This window comes from Inquilinus sp. OTU3971, assembly GCF_038440215.1.
Genome location: NZ_JASATH010000005.1, coordinates 53009 through 75214, shown reverse-complemented (window position 1 = coordinate 75214; position 22206 = coordinate 53009). Strand labels below are relative to the sequence as shown.

Sequence of the window (22206 nt, the reverse complement as noted above, 5' to 3'; positions counted from 1 at the left end):
CATCATCCGCATGGTGCCTCGCGGCTGGACGCGGCGCCAGATGTTGCGCAGGGTATGCCCGCGAGGAGGCGCGATGAAGACCCTGATCCTGCTGCGGCACGCGAAATCCGACTGGGCCGACCCAACGCTGGGGGATCACGACCGGCCGTTGGCGGCGCGCGGCCGCGACGCCGCGCCGAAGATGGGCGCCTGGCTGAAGGCGCATGGGCCGGTGCCGGATCTGGTGCTGTGCTCGACCGCCACCCGCGCCCGGCAGACCCTGGCGTTGGCGCTGGAGGCGCTGGGCGCCGCCCCCGAGACCCGCTTCGACCGTGGTCTCTATCTGGCCGGCGGCGCCGGGGTGCTGGCCCGGCTGCGCCAGGCGCCGGACGAGGCCGCGACGGTGCTGCTGGTCGGCCACAACCCGGACCTGGAGCAGCTGGCGCGCCGGCTGGCGACGACGGGCGACAAGGCGGCGCTGGCGCGGCTGGCGGAGAAATATCCGACCGCCGGCTTGGCGGTGATCGAGCTGCCGGTCGAGCGCTGGGCCAAGGCCGACGACGGCGGCCGGCTGGTCGCGTTCGAGACGCCGAAGTCGGCGACACACTGATTGCCTCAATTTCGCCCAGATCAGCGCCAGACGATCCGCCAGGATCGTCAAACGATCGAAGATCGGAACCGTTCCTGTCTTTCCGATTATTCATCTTTTGCAGAATCCGTGACGGCCGATCGGCCACACCACGAGCCGATTCTTTTCGATGAACTCATCGTAAGCTGACAGAGACTGGCGACAGGCCAACATTCCCCAAGCGTGGAAACAGTGTCGCGCCCGATCGGGCGCGGATGTCAGCAGAGGATGTTCGCCATGTCGCGTCTCTCCGCCCGCCTGCTCAAGACCGGTGCGGCCCTGATCGCAGCCGCCTCGCTGGCGGGCTGCGTCGTCTATCCCGCCTATTCGCGCCCGGTCTACTACCATCCGTATTATTACCATCCGTATTATCACGGCTGGTGAGCACGAGCCCCCGGCAGGGCCTGGATACCCATGCTCTTTGGCTCTCCCGCGTGGCGAGGCCTTTTCGGAATAGCTGAAGCCTGCCCCCTTCCAGTCCCCCTCCCCTTGCGGGAGGGGGGACTCATTTTGCTTCCGGCCGATGTCATTGCGGGTCTCCGGGCGATCCCGGGGACATTCTGAAAAGGCCTGCAAACACCACGCACAGATCCGGCCACGGCGACCGGTCTTCCGGTCGGCCGTGCCGGTGGATGTGGGCGGGCATCTGCAGGTGGCGTGTTGCGCTCGTCGTCCTGCGGCGGCATTCGGCCCGTCCGGCGCCGGCCGATCAGGGCGGCCCGCGGGGGCGGAGCAGGATCGGGCGCGGCTGCCGGCCCGGTGCCGCCGGCCGGCCGGTCGTCCCCGGGCGGCGCCGGGACAGGCTGCCGCTTCCGGTCGAAGTCTCGCCGGTGGCGAGGTCGTGCCGGCGGCGCTCGCCCTTCGGGCCGGCGCCGGCATGATGGGCCCCGGACTTCGCGGCGGCGGGGCCGCTGGCCGGAGGAGTCCCGGGAGGCGGCAGGCCGAGGGCCCGGCACAGGCTGGCGATCAGGGCCTCGATCGGCAAGGCGGTGTCGGCGAGGTCGACGTCGATGCGCTCATCCTCGGTCAGCTTTTCCCGGAGATCGGCGGTCAGTTGCTCCCGGGCCTCGGGGTCGGGAACCGCGGCGATGGCAGCGGCGACGCCCTGGGCGACGGCGTGGCGCCGGCCGTCCGCCTCGTCCTGCCGGGTCTTCCGCCGGAGTTCGGCCTCGCGCTGTGCCTGCTCCCGCTGCTGCCGCAGCCTGGCCTTGAGCGCAATGGCGCGGCGGATGCCGAGGAACAGGCTGCTGAAGCGGGTCTCCGCATCCCCGGCGCGGTCGAGATCGCCGGCCGCGAGAGCGGCGAGGGCCTGGGCGTGAAAGCCGCGGGCCAGCTCCTCCGCGAGCTCCATCAGCTCGGACAGCATCGGGGCGTCGGCCTCGATCGGCGACGCGGCGGCCAGTCCCTCCCGCCGCCGGCGGAGCTTGAGCGCCACGGCGCGGCGGATGGCGAGGAAGAGGGTGCCGAAGCGGCTTTCGGCCTTGCCGGCGCGGTCGAGATCGCCGGCGGCGAGGGCGGCGACCGCCTCGGCCTGGAAGGTCCGGGCCATCTCCAAAGCGAGCTTGGTCAGCCCGGACAGCACCTCGGCCTCCCGCTAGGGGGGCTACAATTAATTTAGAGCGGCTGGAATTGCTCTGAGCGACGGAAGATGGCTGGAACGCTGCGTTTGTGCTGATGTCCTAATAAAATTCGTCTCAACGAAAAGATGAGCAAAAATGAGAATCTTTGAGCAGAGGATGGCTTCGAATCGATCGGAAGCTCGCAACTTTTAAGCCCATCCGCTCGCAGCATTGCGAGGATCACTCACGGCTGGGAGGGCCTTGCAGGCCCTCTTGGAGCGGACATTCCTACCGACCCGGCCCGCGCAAAGCCGGTCACATCGGCAAGAGGCAGGTCGGTCCCCATTGCTAACCTCCGGAGGCCTTCCAGGGCGCTCCGAACCGGACCTCCCTCTCGTTGCCGCGGCTCCCAAAGCCTACGAAAGGGCGGCTGCCGGTCGTCCCGGCCTAGCTGAGACGACGGCGACGCAGTTCAGATAGCCTCGGATCGCCACGCGTTTCGGAGGCATCCGACAGAACGTCGAGCACATCTTCGATCTTGTAGGGCCACAGCGTCGTGTCTTCAGCGAGGATGACCCACAGCAGGTCCAGCATTGCCGCCGGATAGGTCGAGGCAAGGTGGTTCTCGGCTTCTTCCCGCAGCATGAAACCTCGCAGCATTCCGCTGCGTACAGGCACAAGCCGCGGCAAGATCGAGTCGACGATCTGCGGGAACAGATTGCCGCTCGCGAACGCCAAATCGACAAGGCGGGTCGACATCTCCGGGGTACGCAAGGCGCGATGGTTCGGCCACACGTCCTTCAGAAACGGAACGAGCCGTACCCGCCACTTTCCATTGGCTTCCGCCGACCAATGTTCGAGGTGCCAAAGAATCTGGGAACGCAGATCATCGTCGCTTTCGACCAGAATCTCGCGCAGCTCGGAGCTGGTGACCAGTTGCTCCGGCGGATCGGCATTGGGATCGCCGCCCCAGCCAGCGAGCAGGAAGCCCCCGATGACGTTGGCTTCGGCACGTCGCCGCACCGGCGACATCGCGCGCGCGACCAGGCCGGGCTTGAGCAACTCGTACAATGGCCGGCTCGGCACTCGCGCCGCCCATAGGATCCCGTCCCACAGCGCATCCCCATCGTCACCTTCGTCCGTAACGACCGACAGAAGATGCAGCTCGGTCCATTGCGGCGCGTAGGCGAAGAGCCAACTGATCTGGAATCCGAGCATGACCAGCGCATGCCGCCGCATGTCGCCGGGCAGCGCCAAGAGCTGTTCCTGCTTTGCCGTCCAGGCCGCGGGAAATCCTTCACCAAGCTCGCGCCCCTTGGTAGTGGGATCCTTCATCAGCAGATCGGCAAGCTTCCCGACAGGGGCGTTGAGCGCATCGTTCGTCCAGCTGCTATCGACATGGTGCTTCCGGTTCTCCTCGCGGAGCGGCAGCGCCGCGAGGAGTGGTCCCCACACGAAGTCGAGCAACGGAGCGAGTTCGCCGTAGACACGATCGCCGAGACCTTGCAGCCACTCGGCTACCGGATAGGCGATGGAGGTAAGTGCATGGGGCGATAACGATGCGAGGCGCGCGGCGATCGCACGCACGAGACGCGGCCGGTCGGTTTTCCGCTTCTCGGCATAGAGGAAGGCGGACCAGAAGGAGACCGGCACATCACCGTTTCGCGCCGCCTGGCCAAGCGCGGCGAGCGCGCGGGCCGGCTTCGCCTCCGAGAGACCGGCGAAGGGACGATGCTCGACGAAGTCGAAGAGGTCCGGTTGTCCGGCTTGGCGCGCTCGGTCCAGAATCTCGCTGACCGCTCCGTGCTCCAGCGCGCTCGGATCGGCGTCGGTATCAATGCTGCGAACGACGGGTGCGTCAGAAGCCGCGGCTTCCCGACCCGATCGCTCGTTCCAGTCCTCAGCGACCGACCTGAGCGCCGCCATCTCGGTGTCGACATCGAACGAGAATCCCACGCCCTGGCCGGTCAGCCAATGCAGGCGGTCGAGGCGGGAATGCGCTTCGGCACGTGCCTTGCCGCCTCGGGTGCTCTCTGGCCAGGGAAACGAGGTTGTACGAAGCCGCTCTTCGAAACGGGCGCGATCCGCGTCCGAAAAGTCGTTCCAACGGTCACGCATCACGTAAAGCAGATCGCGTTGCTGCTTCGATCCCCAGAAGACGTCGTCGGGGAAGCCCAGCAGCATGTCCGCGGCTTCGGCCGGTGATGTGAACTTCGATCCGGCCGCCCAGATTCGCAGTCTCGCAAAAATATGGCGATCATGCGCGGGCCAGCGTGCGGCTTCGGCCCGCGCGGCTTCCGGCGCGACCTCGACAAGCCGATCCATAAGCTGCTGGAACAGCGCGATCGGGCCAGTTATTCCAAAGCTATCGTAGGTTATGGGCGGGGCCCCGTCGCCGGCGCGCGTCGTTTGCATGAAGATCTGGTCGTTGCCAGAGATCTCTGCTTCGAGCGAGCGCGCGAGGTCGAGGTTTTCGCGGAAGCGGCTGACGGCATAGGCGAGATGCTCATCGGGGATGGTCAGTAAGCCGTAGGGGTGCGGATAGTCGACGTCCAAGGATAGCAACGGATTGGGACGGTCGGTGTCGATCCACGACAAGGGATGCCGGAGGCCAAACTTGCGCTCGACCTTGAGTTGCGGACGGAAGAGATCAGCATATTCCCTTACTCTAGCCTCAGACCACCCTTCACGCTGGACACGATGAGTGAGATCGAAGAAGCCCTGGCCGGGTTCGACACGGCGGTCGGACCAACTCGCGACCAGGAAGCGCCAACCGCGTCGGATATCGTCGGGCCAGCGATCAGGATCCTGGCGAAGCCAGAAGCTGATCATATCGACGATATGTGGATGGAGCGGCCCGCGACCGGCTGCCCATCAGAGCGCCATGGGCTGGTGGGCAATACGCTGAAACCAGATGCCGAGGTCTTTGAGCCGCGAAGTCAACACGCCACTGCTTGCGGCACGGTCGCCGCAAAAGTCGCCGAAGCTCGGATGTTGCGCGTCATCCTGATCGAATTGCGTCGGACCGAAAACCTCCCACGAGCCATCGGGGATCGCACGATCGCGCAAGGCATCTTCAACGCCTTCGTCAGGCTGCGGCGGCGTGTCGAAGTCGAGCGAAAGGCTTGCATAGGGATCGATGCGCTCGGTCGACTCACCATAAGGATCGACCAGGCCGGGCTTCCCAAAGCGTTGACGCGCATCGAGCACGAGCAGCCACGAGGCAGGCAGCGGCGTATCGGCGATGCTGGCGCGCCTGGCACCTTCGCGGGTGGAGAGAACGTGGGCGATCTGTCCGCGCACATGGGGATCGAGGTTGGCTGGGCCGACGGCCGCGGTCGCAAGCAGATTGGCGTACCAGCCGTCCACGTCGCGCGCGCGTTCGGCCCACGCGGCGAGGCTGTCCCAAAGCGGATCGAAACCGTGACTGTTGTCGAACGAGATCGCGCGGACGCCGCGGTGCTCCCAGAGCGCCGCGGCGTCCATGTTGTTGCCAGGCTGAAATGCGAACAGACGGCTGCGATTGCCGGCGTGCAGGTTGAGTGCCTCGAGCAGGTACTGAACGGGCGGATCGTCGGCGGCGTAGCCGACGAAGACGATCTGAAAGCGATCAAGCAGCGATTGCATGAACCGTGTCGCCCAGCCATTCGATAGATAGGCGCGACCAAAGTCCGCTCTCGAGACGATGAACTCCTCGTCGCCCGGTCCTGTATAGTCGGCGTTAACGCGGCCATGGAGGTGAATGATTCCCCCGAAGGATGCGCTGCGCGGATCGGGCAGCATCGGTGGCCCCGAGGAGGCGACACCGTCGGCACATTGCTCGAACAGTCGGTCGAAATTGGTCGTGATCAGCCGTACCGTGCCGTCTCGGCCGCGCGACAGGTCGATGAGGGTGCGATGGGCGCTCAGGTCGACCCCGTCGGCGGGGCGTATGGCCCGTGCAACCTTCTCCTGGATATCCTTCTGCTCGAACTCGCGTTCGAGCAGGCTGAAAATCTGATCGGTGGCGACGAGTCCACCGACACCATCCATTGGACCAATCTCCCGGATGCGCTGGAACAGCTTGCGCGCCAGGCTCCTTTGGCCGGCGCCGAGCAAGCCGATCACGTCACCCCCAAGCTTGAGGAAATCAGGGAGACCGGCGCGATGCCGCGACACTCCCGCGCCGCAGAAGAAGATCACATCGCCGGCGTCGCGCGCGATCAGGAGATCATCGGGGATCGAGGGGCCGTTAGCTAGAAACCGCATACGCCAACCTAACTCGCTCGGCCGGAATGCTCACCAGGAGAATAGCCCGGATAGCCATCGGGCACGGGTACCAGCTAGTCCTCTCCGACATAGGCGCCGAAACCGCGCAACACGCCAGTTGCCATATTCGAGTTCGTCTGCTGTTCGGTGTCGCCGCTCAGCATGCCACTGAAGAATGTACCCATCGGCGATCTGCTCTGACACTGACGGTGGTGACCACACTCGGCCGTCATCGTTGGTGGTCGCCCGAGCCGGGCGGTTCTAAGTCAAAGATGCAATCGACCCTGGTTCAGTCTTGTGAATCGCCTTGTCAGGTCGTAGACTGCGTTCTCCACCGGTGATAGTTGTTCCCTTGCGCTACTTCGGCGATTATTCTCCAGAGAACTGGTTATTCCGACCGCTCGACGGATTGCCGCTACGCGCCCTTCTCGATGCAAACGTTATATTAGACACTATATTAATGGCGGACAGTCTCGGAAAGTTTGTTCTCTCTGAGGTGATCAATCGGGGCTGCTCGTTACACACCAGCAAGCAGGCCTTGGAGGAAGTGCGCGCCCGATTGACCAAATTAACCCGCAAGAATCTGAGTCCCCTGGTCGATGCATTTGTAGAACAGTCCGGCGTTCTTATACATTCCGGTGCTGGAGAATTCAGAGGCATCAGAGCACATGATGGGCATCTTGCGGCTGCCGCCGGAGAGGCAGATGCGTTCGTCTTGTCTGAGGATCTGCCCTTCCTATTCGACGCGGACAGAGCTAAAATTCATGCAAGAAGTCTTCGCGAAGCCGCAATTGCGCTAATAACACCCCTGCATGAACCCGCCCAAGAGCTTACCGTATTTGGGTTGGGTGCGGGTGCAGACGGTCACATTTTTATTAAATTTATGCCTGACCTGGGGTCACTAGGCGGTGCCAATCCTAAGATGTTTCTTTTTGATGCACCCGAGTTCGGCTCGCTTCATTATAATAAGACGAATGATTATTTAATATTTTCTCCCGTGCAAGGGCGAGAAATTGTGATGCGAGCAGAACTTGCTCACGACAGGCAACATACTATGGTGATAAATTACTCCGTTGGCTCCGATATGAGATTGACGATGAAGCTTCGCCGACACGGTGACGATTCGGAGATTTCGGTCACAGGTATGGCTCCGCCTCCAATTGGCAGGCCAGCCGGCTCGATAGTCATACTGAACTCGCGCGATAGAAATGCAGACTGGAGTGGAACTATACAAGCCTTTACGTTTGGCCCATATCAGTTGAGCAAGAAAGCCTGGAAAGCCTCGTATTCGCTCATTGGCGTCGCTCCCCCAACACTTACGGCTGATCTTGCCTTCACCGCGGCCACCCTGACACAAGTGGACGGCGATAGAGTGGGAATTCCGCTCAGAAGGAACGTTCTCGAACTTGCCAATATGTCTATACCGGGTTTTTATCCAGGTCGCCGCCTGAATGAACGTTCGCAGAAGTGGTTTGAGTAAAGCTTCTTATGTAGACGGCGCGGTTTTAATAGTTGGCAGCCAGCATCCCCAAATGGCCCTGTCCGGCCATGTCCGCTTCGAGGAGCTGGTTGAAACGCCCGGTTACACGCGTGCTAGCCGGGCCGCATCGGCCGGAAAGTGCTGAATCTATATCCGCTTGGTAGATGTCGATGTCCGCTGTCGGGGCGCGACTGGATGACCGCGTTGGCGCACCCGAGCCGGAGAAGGTCGGCCGCAAAGGCCGAGAAGCGGTCATCGCGCAGGGAACCCGAGAGCGGAAATAGCTCGATTCGGCCCCTCTGCCGCAGTTCCATCTGATGCCCCCGACCAGCAGGTATGTTTCCCAAGGCGAAGTTGGAAGTGTCGGCTCTTTTATCACAGCCCCTCAGAACTCGCGTTGGAGCCGAGCCCAGTCGCGGAGGTGTGACGTTTCAGCCGCCCCCTCCACAAGATCGATCAGATGCTCCCAGACACGTGAGAGATCGGCGAACTCGTCGCGCGCAGCGCCGGCCCTGTCAAAAGTGGTGATCTGCGCTTGAAACGCTTTCAACACCTCTCTCTTGCCTTCGACTTCGCCCTGATAGGCGTCGATGCCTTCAACATAGGCCCCCCAGCGAACGGGCCTCAGTTGGCCATTTTTCGTCAGCGCCGTTTTGCCCAGGTACATCTCGATTCCCGCCGCCAAGCCATTCACATCCATTTCGTGGAAACCCTGCGGCCCGATGGTTGGATATCGCTTGGCGATCTCACATACAGGCAAGCAGGTCACGATAATGTTCGGGGGAAGCGCTAGAGCGTTGACCTGCCTGAAGTGCTGCCAACCGGTTGCATCATTGTCAAATACGGCGACCATTCGCGTCGTGATGTTGGCAGCGGCGAAGGCCTTCAAGAACTTCACCAAGAAGCCGGCTCCGCCGTCGACACTGAGCTCGGCGTGGTTGAAGAAGGAAAAGTAATCGGTCAGCTCCGGGTGCAGCACCGGCAGAGAATCGCGCAGGACGGCGATGTCAGTGCTGCCTTCGGCCAGGATCAAAGTCGGAGTCAGTGGGTTGTAAGCCGTGAAGACATTGAGCCGAGCCTCCGTGTCCAAGGGGCGTTCGCCTTCGTAGTACCCACCCTCAACGAGGTCGGTCATATCGAGCGTGATTACCTGGACATCCTCGCAGGCGTCCAGCAAGGCCCTCAACGACAGTAGCGACCCGTAGTCATTGAGCCAGAGCCATTCTCCATTGAGATCTCTGAGTTGCCGGTCGATCTCATCCAACGGACTGCGATCGAGTGCATCCTTTGCGTAGCGCGTGGCCAGGACCACCGGTACGCGGCGACACCACTCTTCGAAGCTCAGCTGCTGGATGGCCTGGCCGATCTCCTCGCCCCAGTCGCTAGCATGGTCCGCCCAGCGCTCGCGTTCCTCCTTGAGCCAACGATCGAATGTCTCTTCGGCTGCTTCGCGCGTCGCGCCCAAAAGTGACAGCCGTCGCAGGATCGCTTCGCGCGAAGCCGTGTAGCGGTGGCGTGGGCGATCGACCTCGTCCTCGCCTTGCTCGTCACCCGGCCGCTGCGGGTCGCGATCGGACTCCTGAAACAGCGCCGCAAAGTCGTCAGGAACGACGGACTTCGAGATGCAGATTTCCATGCTGTCGAAGGTGATCGCGCAATAGCTTCCCATGACGCCTAGATGCCACGCTGATGGCAGTCGTGCCACGGGCGGGGGATTAACGCCACATGCGGCCCGATTAACTATACCGTATTAAAGGCGCGATGTCCGGTGTAGCTGCGAGCGTGTTCTGTCCCGCACCAGCCAGCAGATCGTCGTTGACAACTGGCTGCTTTCCGCCCTTCTCGGACAGCCAGGGCGACAGACCGGCGCCCAAAAGCGGCCGTCGCACTCGGCTCCGGAAAGCGGATCTGACCCGATTCGACCCGTTACCGAAGTTCGAGCCGGGGCAGGGGAATGACCGCTTAGTCCCCTTGCTGACGATCGAAGGCCTTTCTGGCCTCTTTGGAGCGGACTTTTCCCGTCGACCAGCGAGCCCGCAACCGGTCATTGCCTGACAGGCCGTTCGGTCTCCGCTAGAGACCCTTTCAGAAACCCCAAAGATCCTCTGGACCCGCCGTTCCCGTTGGCTTGTTCGCGTCTGAAAGCGGACCTAATGCGGGAACAGCACAATCAGATCCTGATTGGCGCGCAGCCATGCCCACACTGGACCAATTCGACTTCGCCGGCCATACTTGTACAAGCGTTGGGTTTGCAACGAGTTGTCGGCGACACAGGCCTTCACTGATCGGATCGAGACTTTGGGGAATGTTCTTTTTTGTTCGACCGCAACCACGGTAGTTCACAGATCGTGAAGGTCGGTCTCGATCAGATCCGTCAGCGGCTGCAAGGCATCGATCAGCGTCGGTGGTACTATGAACACAAGTCCGAGCAGCGAAACCGCTTGAGGCGCCACGAGGTGTGGCGCCACACCTATCTGGCTTATCCATATTTGATCGGCGCGCCCGATGATCGCGTGGCCGAGCGTTTCCGCAATATTTTCATGAACGTGACCGAGTTGGGGCCGGACGGCAAGGTATGCCCCGTTCCGCTCACCGAGACAGACGAGTATATGCAAGTCTTCACGCACATGCTGGAGGAGTACGGGTTCCGTTCGGGGGGGCCTCCGGCGGAGCTGATCGAGACCGCCCGAGAGCCAATTTTTAGGTATTTTGAGAACGGAACGCCGATCGGCGTCACCATGTTTGAAGGATACAGGCCTCCGACCACGCCAATTCTTGTCAAATACGGAAAACGTCAGTTCCTTGAGCCGATGCTCCGGAGCGGCGAGCTTCGTCTCGCCAATGCTGGTCTTTACAACGACGCAGGGTTTCTCAACGCTGTTAGGGATGACGAAACGAGCCGGACATTCTTTATACCTACATACAGAGAACGGCTCAAAGGAATGACCCACATTCAAATTCAGGGAAAGCGTGTAGAATTCAATGATGATGATATAGTGCTTCCACTCGTATTCAATGATTACTATCTTTTCAGCTTGTGCGAGGCCATACACTATCGCATGCCGACAGACTTCAACTCCGACGCTGCGATTATTATTAAGGACCCGGTCATTTTCAAGCAGCGCCTGATTTCGACCTTTCTGGCGCGCTTTCCAGATTGGGTTCCGATGGAAGGAAAGGTGACATATTACGATCCATATCGCGACTACACGAAATTTAATGTCCCCGAAATGGCGAAGCATTTCGGCTACGCGTATCAAAAAGAAGTTCGAGTCGCCTTCCGGCCCCGCCACCTCTCGACAAACCTCGAACCGATGTTCCTGTCCATTGGCTCAATGAAGGACTACGCTGACATGGTTTATATCTAAGAAGCTAAAGCGCGCCGTTGATATGTTTCAATATGTCGTGGCCTTAGATCCTTGCAGATTCGGGCTGACTTTGGAGTTCGGTTCTGCGGGCGGCCCGGCCGGTGTGCTGAATCGTACAGGCGGCTTTGCTGAGGATTGAGCTATCTGATGGGCCGGCCACGTCCGCTTTCAGGTTCGGGACAATGACCGCTATCGCGTCAACGTCATCGGGCCGGCTCAGTCGGAGCGGGCCGGGTTCCGCGGTTTCGAGTGATGTTTGCTATTGGTCGGCAGCATGGTGACCGCTTATGGCGCATCTCCGTTATTGAGCCAGTTGGGGCGACATAACCGCTTTCCACCCGTCTCGGCCGGTCTGACCGGTCGGATCACGCGCAAAGCCGCCGCGGTGCAGCCTTCCCCTGACACTCGCACATGGGCCGCAAGATTGGGATTGATGACAGTCCGATCGTTCCGTGTGCCGTGTCCGCTCCCCGGAAGGATTGGATCGCCGGAGATGTCCGCTCCAGAGAAGCCAGCAGGCCCGGCGACCGTCCGGGCCGAGCCACGTGCGGCCACGACCGCTTTGGGAGCCAGATGAAGCAGGCGGCGAACATTCTCGCCGCCTCTCCGCCGCGATAGTGCTGCCGGCGTCCGCCTCGGAAATCTTCAGCGCCAGGGCCGAGCCCTTTTCCTACTGTCCCGGCCCGTCGTCGACGGATTTGGTCCGCTTCGCCCCACCCTTGGCGTCGATCTCTGTCGCAATCCGGGACAGGAATTCCTCCGCGGTTTCGCTGTCGTCTGCTCCATTGGCCGGCCAGATTGTGCGTGTGACGGAACGATCGGATGCTCCCTCGACTGGGCTCGGCCGCGTCTCGCGCCAGCTGATCTCCACATGAGACAGCCGCTCCATCAGCAGGGGTCGCCCGGGCAACCGACGCTTCAACAGACGCAGCGGGCGCAGGCGCCGCTCGACCATGGCCAAGGCCTCGTGCTGGAACGCGATGAAGAGCGCGTCCGCGACCACTGCGTGCAACTCGCCGTTGACGGTTGCGATGCGTCGCTCGGCGTCGTCGCGCTCGCTCTGCGCACGCCGCCGTTCCTCCTCCAGCAGGGCGATATCCTGCCGGGCGTCGTCAATCAGAGCCTGCTGGACAGTATTGTGATCGCGCCGGCGCTGAACCTCGGCAGGGTCAGGGCCAGCCGCCGTGCCGCTGAGCAGCGACGCAAGTCGACCGGCCGGCCGTGGGTCGCGCAGTGGGAGCTTGCCGGCTTCCGCCGCTGCAACCATCGCCGCCAGTTCCTCCAGGCGCCGGTCGACCAGGCCGATATGGTCCTTCGCCTCAGCCCGCTGCGCCTCGACGACGCGCCGCCGTTTCAGTATGGCGCGGATCTCGTCCCGCGCGCCGGAATCCGTGATCAGATCTCCGCTCGGGCGGATGTCATCTACCATGTCTTCTCTCCATGTGAGCCGGGCCATGCCCGGCGAGTGTGATTTCGTGGGACGGCCGAGGGGTGCTCTCGGGAAGCCTGCGGCACCCATCCCCGCGCCCGGCCGGTGTTCGGCCGTCCTGTCCCCGTTAGCCCCCCGTTAGCGGCGACGCCGGACGGTAAGCCTCGCCATCGCCGGGCCGCCAACGCTTCGACCCGCCCTGATTGCGGACACTACGGACCCATTGCTCCGACGTCTGCAGGTCCCTCGCGCATTCGGCGGTTCCACCCGGATGCGCGAGGATGTTGCGCATCTTCGAACCGACACCGCCGCGGAGCGGCACATACTGGCGAGTGCCGCCCCAACGTTGGGAGACGGCTTGGGCCGCCGGCAGCCCGATCAGCCGCGTCAACGCGCTGGCGTCGGTCAGCCGATCGCGGAGAGGGATATCGATCGTCCGGCCGCCCCTGGCTTCGGAGAGGGCCGCCGCCTCTTGCACGAAGCCGGCACGCGCAAGCTCGTACAGGATGCCCGGGAACCATTCCGGCGTGATCGGCCGCTCATCCATGGGCGGCAGCGTCCCAGCGTGTGAACGGCTCCATTCCGATCGTGGCGCGGACGCGACGCACCCACTCCTCAGATGCGCCGGTCTCCTGGGCGATCTCGCGTGGGCGTAAGCCTCTGTCCAGGGCGTGAACGATCCGCGCCTTGAGATGGCCTCGGTCAGCACCGCGTGCGAAGTAGAGGTGCGACGGGCCGAAGGCTTCGGCGAGGACGCGCGCGGCCTCATATCCGATCAGCCTGGCGAGCGGAGATGTCGGACGCAGGTGGTCCACGCCGGGGACGTAGCGCTTCAGGCCACCCCATTTCTGGGCCAGTCGTTCGGCTTCGGCCCTAAATCCCGCTTCGATCAGCGGCATGTAGACTGCGCCGAAGTATCTGGGGCGACTAGTATTGCCGTCTTCATTCATGAAAGATCGCACCCTCTCTCAGATTTTGTCCCAACAGTTTGGGGGAGAGTGGCGATAGATAATTGACCCAACAGTTGGGCCAGATGCCGAACGGGTTTCGGGATTGTCGGGCCTGAGAGTTTATATTCAGATTTGATTGCGTGACCGAAGCTGAGGTGACGTGATTAGGGACTCTTCGCCCCTTGGTCGCCCGATCCACCGCGGGTCGGGCGACCTTCTCTCCGGCCCAATCCAGCGCTATATGGCCAGTGGCTGCCACGACTGAGCCGCACCGTCCGGCGTCGTTAAGGCGTGGGGTCGATCAGGGGACGGGTGCCTGGTCAGTCGTCGCGATCGGGCCGCCCGCCCGTGCACCCGAAAGTCGCGAGGCAGGCCGGGGGGCGGGTTCCCGGCCGATTCCCGACATAAGAACGGCCCCGTTCAGGGGCCGTCGTGAGAACGAGATGTGATAGGCGCCTTACGTTGGCTGGCGACGCTGGGCCATTGCCGTGAGGGCTGCGATCACCCTGGGTGCGGCTGCGGCGGTGACGAAGCGGATCGAACTCACCTTGAACTTGCGGTCGAGCCACACGCCAAGGCTCTTGTCGGCCGCCTCCGCCCCCGCGAAGTCCTGCCACAGCTTGCGGATCAGCTGGACCTGGCCGGCCGAGGCCATGCCGGTGCGGTTGCCGAACGCCTTCCGCGCGGCGTCGCTCTGGAAGCCGCAGCGCTCGAACGCCTTCATCACGGCGGTGAAGCCGGCAGCATCAAGGTGGCGGCTGCTCTCGACACCACCGACTCGGCGCAACAGGGCACGGTAGTCATCCTCGGCCATGGCGACGCGATCCTTGGCGACATGGATCAAGGCGATCTGCTCACGCGACAGCGGCATGAGGAGCCTCCGTCCCGTGCTGGTCCTGTTCCCTGCTTATGTGCCGAAGGTCGGCCGAGCCGGACTGTCGTCCCCTCGACGTCGCCCGAACTGCCTCTTGCCCCTCGCGGACGCCTCGCTCGTATTCGGCGCCGGCGAACCGCATCCCTTCCATCCGGCCCTTGCGGAAGGGTTCTTCGATGCGATCCCGGACGACCGGCTCCAGCCCCTCCAGCATGCAGGTGAGGCCGTTCAACAGGTGTTCGAGACCCTCGGCCGCCCTCCCATCGACACCGTCGGACATGGCCTGCGGCAGGTATGACAGCGTCCGCGCCACACGGGCCGCGGTTTCCAACGCCTCCGTCGGGTTGGAGAACCGCGATCCGTTGATCATGAAGGGAGCGTCGGTCATGCCTCGCCTCCAAGCATTCGCAGACCATCCTTGAGGTGCTTGACCCGGATCGCCCCGGCCGACCCCGCCAACTTCGCCGCCATCTCGATCAGACTGTCGACCAGGCGAAGCGCGCCAACCGTCCGGGACTGCGTCACGAGGAAGGAGCGGGCCGCCGGGTCGTGCACCTCCCGTTGGGCGCAGATGCTGTCCACATCGGCGGCGTCCGGATGCTCCAGGACAATGCGGATGCCGAGGCGGGACGTGATTTGACCGAAGCCGCGCCGTTCGTTGTTGAACCGGGTCCGGAAGTACGCGTTGCCGCAAAGGAGAACGCCGGCTCGGGTCTCGTCATGGATGCAGCGCAGCGCCTCCAGCGCCTCGTCCGACAGGTGCTGCGCCTCGTCCAGGATGACGAGCCGGCCATGTCGCCTGCCCAGCCCTCGCTCCAGGATCTCGTAAGTCTCCCGCGCCCGGCCGCCGGGATAGCAGCCGATCTCCTGCGCGATATGGCTTAAGGCGGCGTGCAGCGTTCGCAGCGTGGGGTTGATGGTCACGAAGTGGACACCCATCGTGCTTTGGGTGAAGTGGCGCAGCGCCGTCGTCTTGCCGATGCCGGGCTCGCCGACGACCAGCCCCATCCGCTGATTGACGAGGCAATAGCGGGCCGCGTTGATGATCGTCGCCGCGGTCGGGGTTTCGCAAAATCCGTCTGGGGATCCCTGGTTGAACAACGGGATAACGTCTGTCACCTTTCCTGCCTCCATCCCTTCCGTTGGAGAAGTGCCGGCCCTGCCGGCTGCGTGGGGGTCAGCGGCTGCCACCGCCGGCCCCCACGAGTTTCTGAAGTGTCTCGGCGATCTCGTGCCGATAGGAGCGCTCGGCCTCGGCTTCGCGGTTCCGCCGCGCGGCTGGCGTCTCGGCGAGTGCCTTGCCGGCCTTGGTCTGGTTGTGATCGAACCGGATCACGCCGGAACGTTCCGGCACCAACGCCGAGGCCGCGCGCGCAGCCTCGTCCCGTAGAAGCGCCACGCCGTCGATCGGGACGATGTCGCGGCGCAGCTCGGCGACGCGAGCCTGCGCCACCTTCCTGCGTCGGCCGGCCTCGACCGCGCCGGAACGATCGTCATGGGCATAGGGCACGTCCGGAGCCGCCGCGCAGAGGAAGGTTCCGCGCGCATCCCACACCGCAATCCTGCCGGCGCCAGGCCATTTGGGGATGCCGATCTCGACCCGGCTGCCGGCCGGCAGGCGAGCCAGGGCATCGTCGTAGTAGGAGCGGCCGTTGAAGGAGATGGCGCCCTTGGCGACCACCCGGATCTCCTTGCGGCAGAAGGCTGCCAGGAGATCGGCCTCGGCTATGTCGGTGCGGCCCCATCCGTCCTCGACATGCGCAGCGAAGACCTGGTCCGGCGACCGGCCGGCCAGCCGCCCCCGCTGTTCGGTCGCGTTGTATGCGGCCACGGCATCCCGGATCGTCTCCGCCAGCGCCGCCGGGCTGCCGGGGAACGGTGCCGGCGGCTTGCCGACATGTGCCGTCTTCTTCCGCATCCGGTCGCCGCCGACCCAGCCTGAGACCATCGACAGGAAGCGCTGTTCCAGGTTGGAGAAGGCTCCTTCCAGGACGCCCTTCGCCGCTGCGTTGTAAGGTTGAGCGCGCGTCACCGGCGAACCACCTGCGTCGGCGGTCTGGCCGGAGAAGTCAATGCGCATGCCCGTCAGCTTGAGGGCGTCCTCGACGAAGCCGGTCCAATCGTACTCGCTGCCGTTGTCGAGATAGAGCCCGGAGGGCATGCCCCAGAGGGTATCGCCTGCCATCTCGATGAAGGATTGGATGACGTGCTCCTGGCGCACGCCTTCGCCCTTCTCCAGGAACACGGGGAGCACCCGGAGGCGGTGGTTGGCGACGTCCAGCCACGCGATCAGCTTGGCGGTGGCCGTGCTGCCGTCCGCGCGGGTGTAGTAGATGTCGGCAGGGTGGACGTCGCCGATCACCTGTTGCATCGGCCGCATATGATCGACGGCGCGGCTGATGCGGGGGCGCTGGTCATCGTCGAAGGCCTTCCGGTCGCGACCATGAACCCCGACCACGCGGTAATGCCGCTCCCGTTCGACGAACTCCCTCGGGACCCGGCACACTCCCGGAGTTGCCGCCGGATGGTCGGTTCCGAGCGCGGCGACGGTCAGATCGTATAGTCGGTCAGAGGCCAGCTTCGCGATTCGACGCCATCCGGCGAAGGTCGCCGGGCCGGCCCACAGCGAACGGACATGGCGCCGTACGGCCTCGACAATCTGTGTCTGATTCTCCACGCCGAGCCCGGCCCCGTCGGTCGCTCGATCCCATTCACGCGAGACTGCGGTGCGCGACTTGCCACGATCGGCCCGGCCTTTGCGGTTTAGCCCGCCGACGCCGCGCGTCTCGTACCGGCGCAGCCACTCCCGGATGGTGTTCTCGCTAAATCCCCGCAGGCAGCCGTCGCTGTCGACGTGCTCGGCTTCAACGATCGCACGGATCGCCGCGCTTCGGCCTTTGGAGCCGGCGGGATGCGCTAGTGCCGGACGGATGATTGGCAGGCGCCAAGACCACGCGGTATGGCCCGAATCGGATAGAGGACGGCTATGAGTGAACGACGCGCAATCGCCAGCCTCTTCTCGCAGGGCCAACCAGCGCGTCTGCACCGCGGCTGGCAGGCTATCTAGCCGAACTTCATATTGGAGTCCGGCGGCACCCCCACGACCCGCCGCCGTGCGAACCAACAGCAAATGGCCACGCCAAACCTTCGCCTCGTTGCATGCCCTGGCGAGAGATAGTCTCGCTTTGCTAACGTTTATAGCGGCACAATCGGCAAACTCTCTGCTACCTATCCAAATCTGAGCCGGCGTCACGGTCTGTATCCGGCAGCGGAGCAGACCTCTTCACGCAAACTATTGGCCCTCGGCCCATTGGTTTTTCCGTTAAGAACTTTCTCTATGTACTGGCGAGCTACTCCTTTTTCCTTACACCATTTGTGGAGCGATGTGCCGCTGGCAATGAAGCCTGCCCTCACAGCCCTATACAAGTCCGGGGGGAACTCTTGCATTTGTGGTCCCAAAGCCCATAGTGCGGTGTTTCCAAACGCACCATGCGTTGCGTTTTGAAACATGTCAACGCCGAAGGTTGCTTTATGAAACATATGGACGTCGAAGGCGCGCTCAAGAGAGCGAAGTCCGTCCTGGGCATCGAGACGGATCAAGACCTGGCATATGCTCTTGGAGTGCCTCGGCCGACGATTGCCTCCTGGAGACGACGCGGCTCAATCCCCGTGAAGTATATTGCTATGCTTGCTGGTGGAGAGACGTCGATAGACTGGATATTGACAGGAAAAGGTGATCAGAGCGCGGTTGATGACATAGGAATCAGCAAGCGCTCCAGTGACTTAGACAACGAATGTCTTTGGATATCAATATGCCTTGCCGCCAGGTGGTTGACCGAACTCGATAATCCACAACTCACCATAGATCTGACCAGCAAACACGATCTTACTAGCCTGCATGCCTATGTGAAATCCCAGTATGACAAGATTGTTGCCTCGAAGAAGGCATGGGAGCGAGCGAAGATTACATCGGAGAAGGATATCTATAAGGCGCTCCTAATCGAGTACCATCTTGATGACTCCGACATCGCAGACCCCCCATGGTGGGAAGACAGCTCGATCATCTGAAGCCGTTGGGGGAGGGGCGCAATCGGGGCGCAATCGGCGCGCAATGAGCCTCGTCAACTTGCTGTCGGTCATTAACCCATTGATTTTGCAGCCTTCCCTAAACGCAACGGGGACGCAGCCTGTCCAGCAGTTGCGCCCCGCTTAACCGGTTGATCAAGAATGAATTTTAAGTGAGTTGCCGCAGGTTAATTGCCACCGGATCGCGCAGAATAATTTTTGCCCCTCCACCGCTCGTCCGTGGACGGCGAAGCGGCGGAGGGAGTCCCGGCTGGGTTGGCATCGACCATGCCTATATCAGAACAAAATAGGAACATGCAGTCAAGCGGAATCGCCCACCTATCTCAGGGCAATCGCTTGGAAGCAGCGCGGCGTCGACGTCCCTGCATTGCCTCTCCCGCCGGACGCGGGAGAGGTCGGGCTCGCGCAACGAGACCGGGTGAGGGCTGGTCCCGGCCTCGACAAACTCCCCCTCACCCGGAGCCGCTTCGCGTCTCCGACCTCTCCCGCGTGGCGAGACCCTTTCAGAATTCGATCACCTGAGCCGACGCGTGCTTTCCACTCTCCCCCTCCCCCCGCGGGAGGGGGTAGGGGGAGGGGGTGTCGACGACGGGAGCCGGCGTGGAATCGGCCAGGATTTCTGCGGGGCCGGTGGTGACGCTCGACATCAATTCCAGCGGCGCCAAACCCCTCCCCCTGCCCCCTCCCGCAAGGGGAGGGGGAGGATGAAAAGGATAGGCCGGCCCAAACGGCGGTGTTTTGAAAAGGTCCCGCAAGCGGGAGAGGCAATCGGACTGTGTCCTGTCCGTTACCAGAGGCGCTTCAAGCGGAATCGCGCTCCGATCGAACCGCATCGCAACGTCGGGCCGGTGCCTGCTGGATGGCCACACCCCGGCGGGGCTCGCCATGACGGCGTCTGGAATTCTGAAAGGTTTCGCTCGCGGGAAGGTGCCTTACGACCCCACCACGAAGACCGGGTCGCCGATCACTGCCGGGTCCGGGGTCACGCCCAGGCCAGGGGCGGTGCCGGCGGCCATCCGGCCATGCTTGCGGCGCGGCGCGTCGGGCGCGGTCGAGACGGTGACGTAGGAGTTGAAGTCGGTCGCCGAGAACAGCAGCTCCGGCGGGGTCGAATGGGCGAGATGGGCGATCGCCGCAGTCGCGACGTCGCCGCCCCAGGTGTCCTCGATGGTCATGGCAATGCCGAGCGCAGCGCAGAGGTCACGGATCTGCCGCGCCTTGGTCAGGCCGCCGACCTTGGAGATCTTCAGGTTGATCACGTCCATGGCGCCGTCGGCCACGCCGCGCAGCACCGCCGGCAGGCCGTCGATCACCTCGTCCAGCACGAAGGGCCGGGCGGTGCGGCGGCGGATCGTCAGGCACTCCTCGTAGCTGCGGCAGGGCTGCTCGATATAGACGTCGACATCGCGCACGGCGTCGACCACCCGCGCCGCCTGGTGCATCAGCCAGCCGGTGTTGGCGTCGGCGATCAGCACGTCGCCCGGCTGCAGCGTCGCGGCCACGGCGTGGATGCGGGCGATGTCGGTGTCGGCATCGCCGCCGACCTTGAGCTGGAACTTGGTGTAGCCCTGGGCGCGGTATTCCGCGACCCGCGCGGCCATCGCCTCCGGGCTCTCCTGGCTGATGGCGCGATAGAGGGCGAAATCGTCGCCATAGCGGCCGCCCAGCAACTCCGCGACCGGCAGGCCGGCGGCCTTGCCGAGGATGTCCCAGCAGGCGATGTCGACCGCCGACTTGACATAGGGATGGCCGCGCATCGACCGGTCGAGATGACGGTCGAGCACGCCGAGCTGACGCGGGTCGAGCCCGATCAGCCCCGGCGCCAGCTCGCGCAGCCCGGCGCGGGCGCCCGCCGCATAGGCCGGCAGATAGGCCGGCCCGAGCGGGCAGACCTCGCCCCAGCCGGTCAGGCCGGCATCGGTGTCGATCCGCACCAGGGTGCTGTCGAACACGGTGACGGCATTGCCGCCCGACCATCTGTAGCTGCCCTCGTGCAGCGGCAGGTCGACCTGGTGGACGGCGATCCGGGTGATGCGCATCGGGCTCCTCGCGGCAATGGCGCGGAACCTTCGCGCGCCCCGGCCTGGGCTGTCAAACCGCCGGGGACCGGCCGATGCGGACCGCACCGGCCGGCCGCAGGGGCTCAGGTTGTCTTCTTGAACCGGGCGGCCTCGCCCGATCCGCCGGTGGCGTTGCCGGCACTGTAGGAATGGGCGCCGGCGCCCGCCAGCTTGCCGCCGTCGACGATCAGGTACTCGTCGCGGATGGCCCGGCCCTCGAACCAGCACTCCAGGATCTCGCGCACGCCGGCGGCGTAGCGCGCCTGGGCCGACAGCGACGTGCCGGAGATGTGCGGCGTCATGCCGTGATGCGGCATGGTCCGCCAGGGATGGTCGGCCGGGGCCGGCTGCGGGAACCAGACGTCGCCGGCATAGCCCGCCAGCTGACCGCTCTCCAGCGCCGCGGCGACGGCGTCGCGGTTGCAGATCTTGCCGCGCGCGGTGTTCACGAGATAGGCGCCGCGCTTCATCTTGGCGATCATCGCGGCGTCGAACAGGTTCTCGGTCTCCGGGTGCAGCGGCGCGTTGATGGTGACCACGTCGCAGACCTTGACCATGTCCTCCGCCGTCGGATGCCACGTCAGGTTCAGCTCGGTTTCCACCGCCTCCGGCAGGCGGTGCCGGTCGGTGTAGTGCAGATGCACGTCGAAGGGCTTCAGCCGGCGCAGCACGGCGAGGCCGATGCGGCCGGCGGCCACCGTCCCGACATGCATGCCCTCGACGTCGTAGGACCGGGCGGCGCAGTCGGCGATGTTCCAGCCTCCCTTCACCACCCACTGGTAGGAGGGGATGTAGTTGCGCACCAGCCCGAGGATCATCATGACCACATGCTCGGCCACGCTGATCGAGTTGCAGTAGGTGACCTCGGCGACCGTCAGGCCGCGGTCGATCGCCGCCTGCAGGTCGACATGGTCGGAGCCGATGCCGGCGGTCAGGGCCAGCTTCAGCTTCGGCGCCTTGGCGATGCGCTCGGCCGTCAGATAGGCCGGCCAGAAGGGCTGGGAGATCACGATGTCGGCGTCCGGCAGCTCGCGGTCCAGCCGGGAATCGGCGCCGTCCTTGTCCGAGGTCACGACCAGGGTGTGGCCGAGGGATTCGAGCCAGCGCCGCAGGCCGAGCTCGCCCGAGACGCTGCCCAGCAGCGTGCCGGGGACGAAGTCGATCGCCTTCGGCGTCGGCAGGGTCTGGCCGCCGGGATAGCGCTCGAGCTTGGGCAGGCCGTCGCGGGCATAGGAGGTCGGGTAGCCCGTCACCGGGTCGTCGTAGAGAACGCAAACGATCTTGGCCATTCCAGTCTCCTCCCTTGGAGAAGAGCCGGTCCGATCCGCCGCCGCGGCGGGATCACCGGGCGGTCCGGCGGGATGGCGAAGGGCTGAGCCCGTCTGGTCTCGCGGAGATCTAGGGGCCTGGCCCGGATCGGACCGTGACACCACGGACAGGATGCGACCGGCGAGGCGCTCTGTTCAAATCGATACTTCCGATCGAATGATCGACGTTGTCTATCAATCGTGAGCATTCGATGGACTCAGGATCGCCAAGCGGGTG

18 protein-coding genes are annotated in these 22206 nt (G+C 63.9%); 5 read left to right on the top strand and 13 right to left on the bottom strand.

Annotation, left to right across the window (positions count from 1 at the left end):
* Positions 1-73: 73 nt before the first annotated feature.
* A complete protein-coding gene (locus AAHM41_RS02505; protein WP_342234922.1) occupies positions 74-589 on the top strand; it encodes a SixA phosphatase family protein in 516 nt (171 codons plus the stop codon).
* A gap of 255 nt (positions 590-844) precedes the next feature.
* Entirely contained in the window at positions 845-991 is a 147-nt protein-coding gene (locus AAHM41_RS02500) for a hypothetical protein (RefSeq protein ID WP_342234921.1), read from the top strand.
* A gap of 325 nt (positions 992-1316) precedes the next feature.
* Here the strand turns inward: AAHM41_RS02500 and AAHM41_RS02495 are convergent, their stop codons facing one another.
* The 3 genes from AAHM41_RS02495 to AAHM41_RS02485 form a co-directional block, all read right to left on the bottom strand.
* Positions 1317-2189, bottom strand: a complete 873-nt coding sequence (locus tag AAHM41_RS02495) for a hypothetical protein (protein ID WP_342234920.1) — start codon at positions 2187-2189, stop codon at positions 1317-1319.
* Between the two features lie 424 nt (positions 2190-2613).
* Positions 2614-4998 carry a hypothetical protein gene (locus AAHM41_RS02490; protein WP_342234919.1) on the bottom strand — a complete coding sequence of 795 codons (2385 nt, stop codon included), beginning with the start codon at positions 4996-4998 and terminating at the stop codon, positions 2614-2616.
* Between the two features lie 42 nt (positions 4999-5040).
* Positions 5041-6414: an SIR2 family protein gene (locus tag AAHM41_RS02485; RefSeq protein ID WP_342234918.1), complete on the bottom strand. Its 1374-nt coding sequence runs from the start codon at positions 6412-6414 to the stop codon at positions 5041-5043.
* A gap of 352 nt (positions 6415-6766) precedes the next feature.
* On the opposite strand from AAHM41_RS02485, the gene AAHM41_RS02480 reads away from it, so the two are divergent.
* Complete coding sequence (locus AAHM41_RS02480; protein ID WP_342234917.1) at positions 6767-7894, top strand: PIN domain-containing protein; 1128 nt, start codon at positions 6767-6769, stop codon at positions 7892-7894.
* A 385-nt stretch (positions 7895-8279) separates the two neighbouring features.
* On the opposite strand, the gene AAHM41_RS02475 is transcribed toward AAHM41_RS02480, so the two are convergent.
* Positions 8280-9563 (bottom strand): HEPN/Toprim-associated domain-containing protein, encoded by a 1284-nt coding sequence (locus AAHM41_RS02475; RefSeq protein ID WP_342234916.1) that lies wholly within the window; start codon positions 9561-9563, stop codon positions 8280-8282.
* Between the two features lie 646 nt (positions 9564-10209).
* Between AAHM41_RS02475 and AAHM41_RS02470 the strand changes: the two genes are divergently transcribed.
* A complete protein-coding gene (locus AAHM41_RS02470; protein WP_342234915.1) occupies positions 10210-11262 on the top strand; it encodes a hypothetical protein in 1053 nt (350 codons plus the stop codon).
* A 670-nt stretch (positions 11263-11932) separates the two neighbouring features.
* Here AAHM41_RS02470 and AAHM41_RS02465 read toward each other — a convergent pair.
* The 7 genes from AAHM41_RS02465 to AAHM41_RS02435 all read right to left on the bottom strand — a co-directional run bounded on the left by AAHM41_RS02465 (position 11933) and on the right by AAHM41_RS02435 (position 17561).
* Positions 11933-12691, bottom strand: coding sequence for a hypothetical protein (locus AAHM41_RS02465; protein ID WP_342234914.1), 759 nt, complete (start codon positions 12689-12691; stop codon positions 11933-11935).
* Between the two features lie 127 nt (positions 12692-12818).
* Entirely contained in the window at positions 12819-13238 is a 420-nt protein-coding gene (locus tag AAHM41_RS02460; RefSeq protein WP_342234913.1) for a hypothetical protein, read from the bottom strand.
* Positions 13231-13641 (bottom strand): hypothetical protein, encoded by a 411-nt coding sequence (locus AAHM41_RS02455; protein ID WP_342234912.1) that lies wholly within the window; start codon positions 13639-13641, stop codon positions 13231-13233. The genes AAHM41_RS02460 and AAHM41_RS02455 overlap by 8 nt, the downstream gene beginning before the upstream one ends.
* Positions 13642-14098: 457 nt before the next feature.
* Positions 14099-14512, bottom strand: coding sequence for a regulatory protein GemA (locus AAHM41_RS02450; RefSeq protein WP_342234911.1), 414 nt, complete (start codon positions 14510-14512; stop codon positions 14099-14101).
* Complete coding sequence (locus AAHM41_RS02445; RefSeq protein WP_342234910.1) at positions 14496-14903, bottom strand: hypothetical protein; 408 nt, start codon at positions 14901-14903, stop codon at positions 14496-14498. The genes AAHM41_RS02450 and AAHM41_RS02445 overlap by 17 nt, the downstream gene beginning before the upstream one ends.
* Positions 14900-15634, bottom strand: coding sequence for an AAA family ATPase (locus AAHM41_RS02440; protein WP_342234909.1), 735 nt, complete (start codon positions 15632-15634; stop codon positions 14900-14902). The genes AAHM41_RS02445 and AAHM41_RS02440 overlap by 4 nt, the downstream gene beginning before the upstream one ends.
* 58 nt (positions 15635-15692) lie before the next feature.
* Positions 15693-17561 (bottom strand): Mu transposase C-terminal domain-containing protein, encoded by a 1869-nt coding sequence (locus tag AAHM41_RS02435; RefSeq protein ID WP_342234908.1) that lies wholly within the window; start codon positions 17559-17561, stop codon positions 15693-15695.
* Between the two features lie 485 nt (positions 17562-18046).
* Between AAHM41_RS02435 and AAHM41_RS02430 the strand changes: the two genes are divergently transcribed.
* On the top strand, positions 18047-18583 hold the full coding sequence (locus AAHM41_RS02430; protein ID WP_342234907.1) for a helix-turn-helix domain-containing protein: 537 nt from the start codon (positions 18047-18049) through the stop codon (positions 18581-18583).
* Positions 18584-19533: 950 nt separating this feature from the next.
* Here the strand turns inward: AAHM41_RS02430 and AAHM41_RS02425 are convergent.
* Both AAHM41_RS02425 and AAHM41_RS02420 read right to left on the bottom strand, forming a co-directional pair.
* Positions 19534-20640, bottom strand: coding sequence for a cis-3-hydroxy-L-proline dehydratase (locus tag AAHM41_RS02425; protein ID WP_342234906.1), 1107 nt, complete (start codon positions 20638-20640; stop codon positions 19534-19536).
* A gap of 104 nt (positions 20641-20744) precedes the next feature.
* On the bottom strand, positions 20745-21950 hold the full coding sequence (locus AAHM41_RS02420; RefSeq protein WP_342234905.1) for an NAD-dependent formate dehydrogenase: 1206 nt from the start codon (positions 21948-21950) through the stop codon (positions 20745-20747).
* Positions 21951-22206 lie beyond the last annotated feature (256 nt).

Excerpts from the sequence above, each read along its gene's own strand:
- AAHM41_RS02505 (WP_342234922.1), top strand. The coding sequence starts at position 74 with ATGAAGACCCTGATCCTGCTGCGGCACGCGAAATCCGACTGGGCCGAC.
- AAHM41_RS02500 (WP_342234921.1), top strand. The coding sequence starts at position 845 with ATGTCGCGTCTCTCCGCCCGCCTGCTCAAGACCGGTGCGGCCCTGATC.
- AAHM41_RS02490 (WP_342234919.1), bottom strand. The coding sequence starts at position 4,998 with ATGATCAGCTTCTGGCTTCGCCAGGATCCTGATCGCTGGCCCGACGAT.
- AAHM41_RS02485 (WP_342234918.1), bottom strand. The coding sequence starts at position 6,414 with ATGCGGTTTCTAGCTAACGGCCCCTCGATCCCCGATGATCTCCTGATC.
- AAHM41_RS02475 (WP_342234916.1), bottom strand. The coding sequence starts at position 9,563 with ATGGGAAGCTATTGCGCGATCACCTTCGACAGCATGGAAATCTGCATC.
- AAHM41_RS02465 (WP_342234914.1), bottom strand. The coding sequence starts at position 12,691 with ATGGTAGATGACATCCGCCCGAGCGGAGATCTGATCACGGATTCCGGC.
- AAHM41_RS02460 (WP_342234913.1), bottom strand. The coding sequence starts at position 13,238 with ATGGATGAGCGGCCGATCACGCCGGAATGGTTCCCGGGCATCCTGTAC.
- AAHM41_RS02455 (WP_342234912.1), bottom strand. The coding sequence starts at position 13,641 with ATGAATGAAGACGGCAATACTAGTCGCCCCAGATACTTCGGCGCAGTC.
- AAHM41_RS02450 (WP_342234911.1), bottom strand. The coding sequence starts at position 14,512 with ATGCCGCTGTCGCGTGAGCAGATCGCCTTGATCCATGTCGCCAAGGAT.
- AAHM41_RS02445 (WP_342234910.1), bottom strand. The coding sequence starts at position 14,903 with ATGACCGACGCTCCCTTCATGATCAACGGATCGCGGTTCTCCAACCCG.
- AAHM41_RS02430 (WP_342234907.1), top strand. The coding sequence starts at position 18,047 with ATGAAACATATGGACGTCGAAGGCGCGCTCAAGAGAGCGAAGTCCGTC.
- AAHM41_RS02425 (WP_342234906.1), bottom strand. The coding sequence starts at position 20,640 with ATGCGCATCACCCGGATCGCCGTCCACCAGGTCGACCTGCCGCTGCAC.
- AAHM41_RS02420 (WP_342234905.1), bottom strand. The coding sequence starts at position 21,950 with ATGGCCAAGATCGTTTGCGTTCTCTACGACGACCCGGTGACGGGCTAC.